Origin of the sequence: Streptomyces sp. SID5643, assembly GCF_009872555.1 — a bacterium.
GTDB classification, from domain to species: domain Bacteria; phylum Actinomycetota; class Actinomycetes; order Streptomycetales; family Streptomycetaceae; genus Streptomyces; species Streptomyces iakyrus.
Genome location: NZ_WWIC01000060.1, coordinates 22,426 through 29,540, shown reverse-complemented (window position 1 = coordinate 29,540; position 7,115 = coordinate 22,426). Strand labels below are relative to the sequence as shown.

7 protein-coding genes are annotated in these 7,115 nt (G+C 69.5%); 3 read left to right on the top strand and 4 right to left on the bottom strand.

Annotated features, from left to right (window positions below; genetic code table 11):
* The coding region (locus GTY56_RS07360; protein ID WP_161363682.1) for a Clp protease N-terminal domain-containing protein at positions 1-1,193 on the bottom strand (1,193 nt) is incomplete at its 3' end.
* Positions 1,194-1,296: 103 nt separating this feature from the next.
* On the opposite strand from GTY56_RS07360, the gene GTY56_RS07355 reads away from it, so the two are divergent.
* On the top strand, positions 1,297-1,713 hold the full coding sequence (locus tag GTY56_RS07355; protein ID WP_062928194.1) for a pyridoxamine 5'-phosphate oxidase family protein: 417 nt from the start codon (positions 1,297-1,299) through the stop codon (positions 1,711-1,713).
* 167 nt (positions 1,714-1,880) lie between these two features.
* Here the strand turns inward: GTY56_RS07355 and GTY56_RS07350 are convergent, their stop codons facing one another.
* Positions 1,881-2,216 carry a Rieske (2Fe-2S) protein gene (locus GTY56_RS07350; protein WP_031142435.1) on the bottom strand — a complete coding sequence of 112 codons (336 nt, stop codon included), beginning with the start codon at positions 2,214-2,216 and terminating at the stop codon, positions 1,881-1,883.
* Between the two features lie 303 nt (positions 2,217-2,519).
* On the opposite strand from GTY56_RS07350, the gene GTY56_RS07345 reads away from it, so the two are divergent.
* Together GTY56_RS07345 and GTY56_RS07340 are read left to right on the top strand one after the other, a co-directional pair.
* Positions 2,520-3,542 (top strand): helix-turn-helix domain-containing protein, encoded by a 1,023-nt coding sequence (locus tag GTY56_RS07345; protein WP_161363680.1) that lies wholly within the window; start codon positions 2,520-2,522, stop codon positions 3,540-3,542.
* Positions 3,539-4,525: a helix-turn-helix transcriptional regulator gene (locus GTY56_RS07340; RefSeq protein WP_161363678.1), complete on the top strand. Its 987-nt coding sequence runs from the start codon at positions 3,539-3,541 to the stop codon at positions 4,523-4,525. The genes GTY56_RS07345 and GTY56_RS07340 overlap by 4 nt, the downstream gene beginning before the upstream one ends.
* Here GTY56_RS07340 and GTY56_RS07335 read toward each other — a convergent pair.
* Positions 4,488-5,531: a helix-turn-helix transcriptional regulator gene (locus GTY56_RS07335; RefSeq protein WP_161363676.1), complete on the bottom strand. Its 1,044-nt coding sequence runs from the start codon at positions 5,529-5,531 to the stop codon at positions 4,488-4,490. The two genes, GTY56_RS07340 and GTY56_RS07335, sit on opposite strands and share 38 nt — an antisense overlap.
* Before the next feature lie 199 nt (positions 5,532-5,730).
* A complete protein-coding gene (locus tag GTY56_RS07330; RefSeq protein WP_202509844.1) occupies positions 5,731-6,837 on the bottom strand; it encodes a sugar ABC transporter substrate-binding protein in 1,107 nt (368 codons plus the stop codon).
* Positions 6,838-7,115: the final 278 nt, after the last annotated feature.

The following is a 7,115-nucleotide window of genomic DNA, read 5'->3' as shown; positions in this document are numbered from 1 at the left end:
TCGTCGACGAGGTCGATGGCCTTGTCGGGCAGGAAGCGGGAGGTGATGTACCGGTCGGAGAGCGAGGCGGCGGCGACGAGCGCGCTGTCGGCGATCTGCACCTTGTGGTGGGCCTCGTAGCGGCCCTTGAGCCCGCGCAGGATCGCGATGGAGTCCTCGACGGTGGGTTCGGCGACCAGCACCTGCTGGAAGCGCCGCTCCAGGGCGGGGTCCTTCTCGATCCGCTCGCGGTACTCGTCGAGGGTCGTGGCGCCCACCATGCGCAGCTCGCCGCGGGCCAGCATCGGCTTCAGCATGTTGCCGGCGTCCATGGCGGAGTCGCCGCCCGCGCCGGCCCCGACGACCGTGTGCAGCTCGTCGATGAAGGTGATGATCTGCCCGTCGGAGTCCTTGATCTCGGCGAGGACGGTCTTCAGCCGCTCCTCGAACTCGCCCCGGTACTTCGCGCCCGCGACCATGGCGCCGAGGTCGAGCGCGACGAGCCGCTTGTCCTTCAGCGACTCGGGCACGTCGCCCTTGACGATCCGCTGGGCGAGCCCCTCGACGACGGCGGTCTTGCCGACGCCCGGCTCGCCGATGAGGACGGGGTTGTTCTTCGTACGGCGGGACAGGACCTGCACGACGCGGCGGATCTCCTGGTCCCGGCCGATGACCGGGTCGAGCCTGCCCTCCCGCGCGGCGGCGGTGAAGTCCGTCCCGAACTTCTCCAGGGCCTTGTACTGCCCCTCGGGGTCGGCCGTGGTCACCCGGCGCTGTCCCCGCGTCTTCTGGAAGGCGGCCTGGAGCTTCTTGGCGTCGGCCCCCTGCTGGGACAGCACCTCGCCGGCCGCGCCGCCCTTCGCGGCGAGCGCGATCAGGAGGTGCTCGGTGGAGAGGTACTCGTCCCCCAGGTCCTTGGCGCGGGCCTGCGCGTCGGCGACGACGGCCAGCATCTCGCGGTTGGGCTGGGGCGGCGCGACGGTCGACCCGGTCACGCTCGGCAGCCCGGCGAGCACGCGCTCGGCCCCGGCACGCACGGCGGCCTGGTCGGCGTCGACCGCGGCGAGCAGGTCGGTGATGTTCTCGTTGTCCTGTCCCTGGAGCAGCGCGAGCAGCAGGTGGGCCGGGGTGAGGTCGGGGTGCCCCTCGGTCACGGCCCGGTTGCTGGCAGCGTTGATCGCGTCCCGGCTCCGGTTGGTCAGCTCGGCGTCCACGTTCGCGTTCTCCTCCTTGCACTGACCCGAACGGCTTGCACAAAGTTGAGTCTAGTGCACTCAAGGACGGTTCCGGGAGGCTCGGGGGTCTAAGTTCCGGGGCATGGCGACCAAGTACTCCGTCGACCCCGGCGCTCCCGACCCGTCGTATCTCAGCTTCTGGCGGGAGCGGCACCTGTGCACCCTGACGACTCCCCGCCCGGACGGCACTCCGCATCTGGTACCCGTCGGCGTCACATACGATCCCGAGGCCCGGCTGGCTCGGGTGATCACCAATCGGGCGAGCGCGAAGGTGCGGTACGTGCGGGCGGCCGGGGACCAGGGGGCGGCCGTCGCCGTCTGCCAGCTGGAGGGCCGTCGCTGGGCGACGCTGGAGGGCCGGGCCTTCGTCCACGACGAGCCGGACCGGGTGGCCGAGGCGGAGCGGCGCTACGCGGAGCGCTACGGCAGGACGCCGTCGCCGAACCCGGCGCGCGTGGTGATCGAGATCCACCTGACGCGGGCGATGGGGCGGGGTTGACCGAAGTGAAAATCCACACCGGTGATCGGCCGGATCCGGCCACCACCACAGGGAGCCGATACCCGGAAATGTCCCCGGAAACTGCAGCGGCGTCACCGTGTTCAGGTCACGGTGACGCCGCTGCGGGGGGAAGCACCTGAGCGATCTGTTACGACGGGGGAATCGCGTCAGGCACTGCGGGGGGTGGCAGAGATGGTCCTCGGGGCAGGGGAGTCGGCCTCCACCTGCTGGTGGTCCCGTTGGTCCAGGTTCACAAAGATCATTCCGTACCGTACGGCGCACCGCACAGGCTGCGGCGCCCCCCGAGGCCGCCGCAGACACCGGTACGCCCGTACGTCCTCGTCCTCGTCCCGCGTGACGACCACCGGCTCGCCGAACACGGTCACCATCAACGAGTCGCCGCTGTGGGGGATGGCGGTGACCAGGTCGATGAAGTGCCAGCCGGAGCGGTAGGCGGTGGCCATCTCGCGGCGGAAGGAGCGGTCGTCGGGTGGAGTGGTCACATCAACGCTCCGAGTCCACGACGATCGCCGGCCAATGACTGTCCGCCAGGACATCACTCTTGACATCGCCCATGACGCTCGCCGGCCAGTGACTGTCCGCCCGGGTATCACCCTTCGCGCCGGAGTAACCCATCACTCCGATGACAGCGACGGCAGAGAGAGCGGCAGCAAGCACCGAGCGAAGCAGTCTCTTGCGCATAGTCGGCTTCGTCCTCACTTGTGAGTCTCCTCTTCCCCCGTCAGGTAAGACGATGGCTCATTCGAACACGTCATGGCCACACAATCGGTGCATCATGTTCCTGCATGTTCAGGACCCTGGGGGGTGGAGATTTCGTGGCAAATCAGACTAAGGCGGCGCATCCCCATGCGGTCACCGAGCTGTGCGAGGAGGGGAATCGACTTTATGCGAACGCCCTGCGTGCGGGGCGGATCGCGCGCACGGACGCGAAGTCGGCGCCTTGTCTGGTCGAGTTCGCCCTCCTCCACCCGGACCCGGACGACGAGGACTGGCTGCGGCCGGTACCGCCGACAGTAGCGCTGGCCGAACGTCTGCACCCGATCGAGCGCGACATCGCGGAACGCCGTGAGCTGTCGATCAAGATCGCGGACGCGTTCGAGCCGTTCATGGCCCTGGGCGCCCAGCTGACGACGACCGACCACTCGATCACGGTGCTGGAGGGCGGCGACCGGATCAATGCCGCCCTCAACCTGGCCACGGCCCAGTGCCAGGCGGAGATGCTCACCATCCAGCCCAGTGACGACCGCTTCTCCGAGCGGAGCCTCACCCAAGGACTCGAAAGGGACAGGCCCCTGATCGAGCGGGGGGTCAGGATCCGGACGCTGTACCAGCACACGGCTCGCTACAGCCCTCAGAAACTGGCCTATGTGGCGCAACTGGCGAACAGCAAGGCGGAGTACCGCACGATCGACGAGGTGGTCGAACGGCTCATCGTCTGCGACGGGACCGTCGCGTTCATTCCGGCCCGTGACGACCAGCAGGTCGCCCTCGAACTCCGCCACCCCGGACTCGTCCGGTACCTGGTGAAGGTCTTCGAGTTCATGTGGAGCCGTTCCGTTCCGCTGAGCGCCGGTGCACCCTACGGCCCGGCCGCCGACGGCATCACGGACATCCAGTACTCCATCGCCAAACTCCTCGTGGAGGGCCATGTCGACGAGGCCATCGCCCGCCGCCTCGGCATGAACGTCCGCACATGCCGGGCCCACATCGCCAAGCTCGCGGCCACCCTCGGCAGCGGCAGTCGTGCCCAACTCGGTTTCCTGATCGCGCAGTCCGGAATCCTGGAGAGCGCAGGTGCCGCGCAGTGAGCGGACCGCACCGCGAGCACGGCAACGACGACCTGTGCTCCCTGGGGACGGACCTGTACGAACGGGCGCTGCGTCAGGGCCGGCTGTCCACCGAGGACACCCGTGCCGCCCCCTGCGTCGTCGACCTGGGTCTGCTGCACCCCGCCCTCGACGACCCCACCCGACTGGAGCCCGTCGCCCCGGTCGTGGCGCTGCACCGGCTGCTGCGGAGCTCCGAGGAGCGGATCGCGAGCGAGCGGCAGCGCGAAGCACAGTTGGCCGAGACATTCGGCTCCCTCATGCGGATCGCCGGCCCGTCCCGCAGAGCCGGTGAGACTCCCCCGATCCGGCTCCTCACCGGCACGGAGCGGATCAACCGGGCCATCACCGACGCCGTGGCCGACGCCTCCGAGGAACTGATCACCGTCCAGCCCCGCGCCGGTCTCACCGGCGAACGCGGCCAGGCCGCCGACGCCGCATCGCTCGGCCGTGACCAGGCAGCGCTGGACCGAGGTTGCCGGATCCGCACCCTGTACCCGCACACGATGCGTCACTTTCCCGTCATCACGGCTCGTTGCGAGCGCCTGAAGGGCGACGTCCGGATCCGCACGCTGGACGAGGTCCCCGACCGCCTGGTCCTCATCGACCGCACGGTGGCCTTCGTCCCGGCCGGCGAGGACGGCAGACTGGCTCTGGAGATCAGGCATCCGGCCATCGTGGACCACCTGGCCGTCACGTTCGACCGCCTCTGGCGCCTGGCCACACCCATGCACCCCGAAGCCGCCCCCCAGCCCTCCCACAACGGCATCCCGCCCCGCCAGCACGCCATAGCCGCCCTCCTCGTCGAAGGCCACACCGACGCCGTCATCGCCGACCGGCTGGGGATGAACATCCGTACCGCCCGCGTCCACATCGCCAAGCTCGCCGCGACGCTGGGCAGTCAGAGCAGGGCGCAGCTCGGGTATCTCATCGGGCGGTCCGGGATTCTTGACCGGGAACGCTGAAGGGCGTGGAGGCAGCGGCCCGCGGCGGACCGTCCAGTCCGGCCTGGGCGATGCGCACGCCGAGTTGCGTACGGCTGGCCGCCCCGAGCGTCTCCGAGAGGCGCGCGATGTGCGCCCGGCACGTCCGGACGCTTATGCCCAGCCGTTCGGCGATGACGGCGTCCTGATGCCCTTCCGCCAGCAGCGCGGCGATCGACTGCTCCCGGTGCGAGATGCCCTCGATGCCGGTCTCGGGGAGCGGGGCCTTGAGGGGGATGGCCAGGCGCCACAGCCGGTCGAAGACCGTGACGAGGTACTCGACGATCGCCGGATGCCGTAGTTCGAGGGCCATCGTGCGGTCGGAGTTGGCGGGGATGAACGCCACCGTCCGGTCGAAGAGGATCAGCCGGTCGATCACCTCGTCCAGCGTGCGCGCCTCCACCGCGTCGCCCATGAGCTCCAGATAGGTCAGCAGCCCCTGCCCGTGCCGGGCGACATGCGTGTACAGGTCCCGCATCCGCACACCCCGGCCGCGCAGCGCCAGCGCCCGGTGCAGCCCCTCGGAGAGCTCCGCCTCGCGGCGGATGCCGCCGGGCTGGACCGTGAGCACCTCGGCCGTGCACGCCTGGGTCGCCTCGTCCATCGCGGCCTGGATCCGGGCGAGTCCGTCCAGGACCCTGATCGCGGGGCCCTCGGCGGCCGGTGCGGCCGGCCGCACCTGGCGGCCCAGGCCGGCGTACCACTCGACGGCCGCGACGGCCGAGCCCACCCGGCGCTGGCTCGCGCTGACCTCGTCGTGCATCCCGCGCAGCAGCCGGGTCATGACCTCCTGCGGGGAGGTCGGCACCAGCCAGTCCATGTCGTCGGGATCCGGGTGCAGCAGGGCGAGTTCCAGCAGGCAGGGCACCGGATCCGCGTCCCGGCGCGGCACCCGGCCACGCCGTACGGCCCGGGAATACACGCGATCCCCGGCCTCGCACAGTCGGTCGGCACCGTGTGGATGCTGCTCCGCCCCGTGCCCGGCCATCGCCCATCCCACCCCCGGTTTCGCCGCCGTTCCGCAGCGCAACTATGCGCGGACGGGACGTGCTCCGCAACACGGCTCCCCGCGCGGCGACCACCGGAAACCACCGGTACGCACCGGTATCTCCGGGCCTCGGACGGTCCTGTCGCGGCAGCCGGTCAGGGGGTGGGTGAGCCCGGCGCGATGTGCGCCGGGGACGCGGCTACTTCAGGCCGATGGCCCGGCACGCCGTCTTGTACTCGGCCGTGCAGATGTCCGACAGCTTGTAGATGTCGTCCGCGACGACCGTGTCCTTGATGTTCTCCTTGGTGAGCGCGACCACGGGCACGAGCTGGGCCGGGATGCCCTTGTGGGTGGGGCTGTCGACCCTGTCGCGGGCGAGGGCGGCGAACTGGATGTCGCGGCCCTGCACCTTGGCGACCGCCATCTCCGCGGCGTTCTCCGCCTCCTGCGGGTAGGACTTGTACACGCTCATGTACTGCTCGCCGCTGATGATCCGCTGCACCGCCGGAAGCTCCGCGTCCTGGCCGGTGATGGGCGGCAGGTCGGTCACGCCCGCGGCCTGGAGCGCCTTGAGGATGCCGCCCGCCATGCCGTCGTTGGCGGAGTAGACCGCCGCGATGTTGCCCTTGCCGATCTTCTCGATCGCCCGGGCCATGTTGGCCTCGGCGTTCTCCGGCTTCCAGTCCTTGGTGTCGAAGGACTGGGCGATCGTCACCTTGCCGTTCAGCTCGGACATGGCCCCCGCCTTGAACTGCTTGGCGTTGGGGTCCGTCGAGGAGCCGTTCATCATGACGATCTTGTCGGACAGGCTCGCCTTCTCGCCGATGGCCTCCAGCAGGGAGCGGCCCTGGACCTCGCCGACCAGCTCGTTGTCGAAGGAGATGTACGCGTCGATCGGGCCCTCGGCCAGCCGGTCGTAGGCGATGACCGGGATACCTGCCTCCTTCGCCTTCGTCACGCCGCTCGCGATGGCCTTGGAGTCGACGGCGTCCAGCAGGATCACGTCGACCCGGTCGTCGATCATCTGCTGCAGCTGGCTCGCCTGCTTGTCCGCGCTCGCATCGGCGTTGGCGTACTCGACGCGGCCCTTGTCGTTGGTGAGCGACTCGACCTTCGTCTTGATGATCGGGTAGTCGAAGTTCTCGTAACGCGTGTTGGCCTTCTCCGGCAGCAGCAGGCCGACGGTGATGTCGTTGCCCTTGGTCGGACTCGCGTCGTCACTGCTCCCCGTCGCGTTGAGCACGCCGCAGCCTGCGAGCGTGACGGAGATCGTGGCGGCTGCCACGGATATGGCGATACGACGCATGCGGGGGCTCACTTCGCGTGTGTTTCGGACGTGGGCGCATCTTTGGTGCCCATGTGACTGAAAAGCCAACGCGGACGCGACCCCAGCGTCAAGCGGAACCACTTAACGAGATGACAACACCACGCTCCGCAGCAGTTGTGAAGACTCTGCGGAACCGTCTCCAAGTGGCGTGCACCACGCGGTCATCCACGGGAGGCCACGCGAAACCGGGGCAAGGTGTACGAAGCAGGCGAAAGGGCCGGGAGTCAACTCCCGGCCCTTTCCCGTGCGTACGCGCG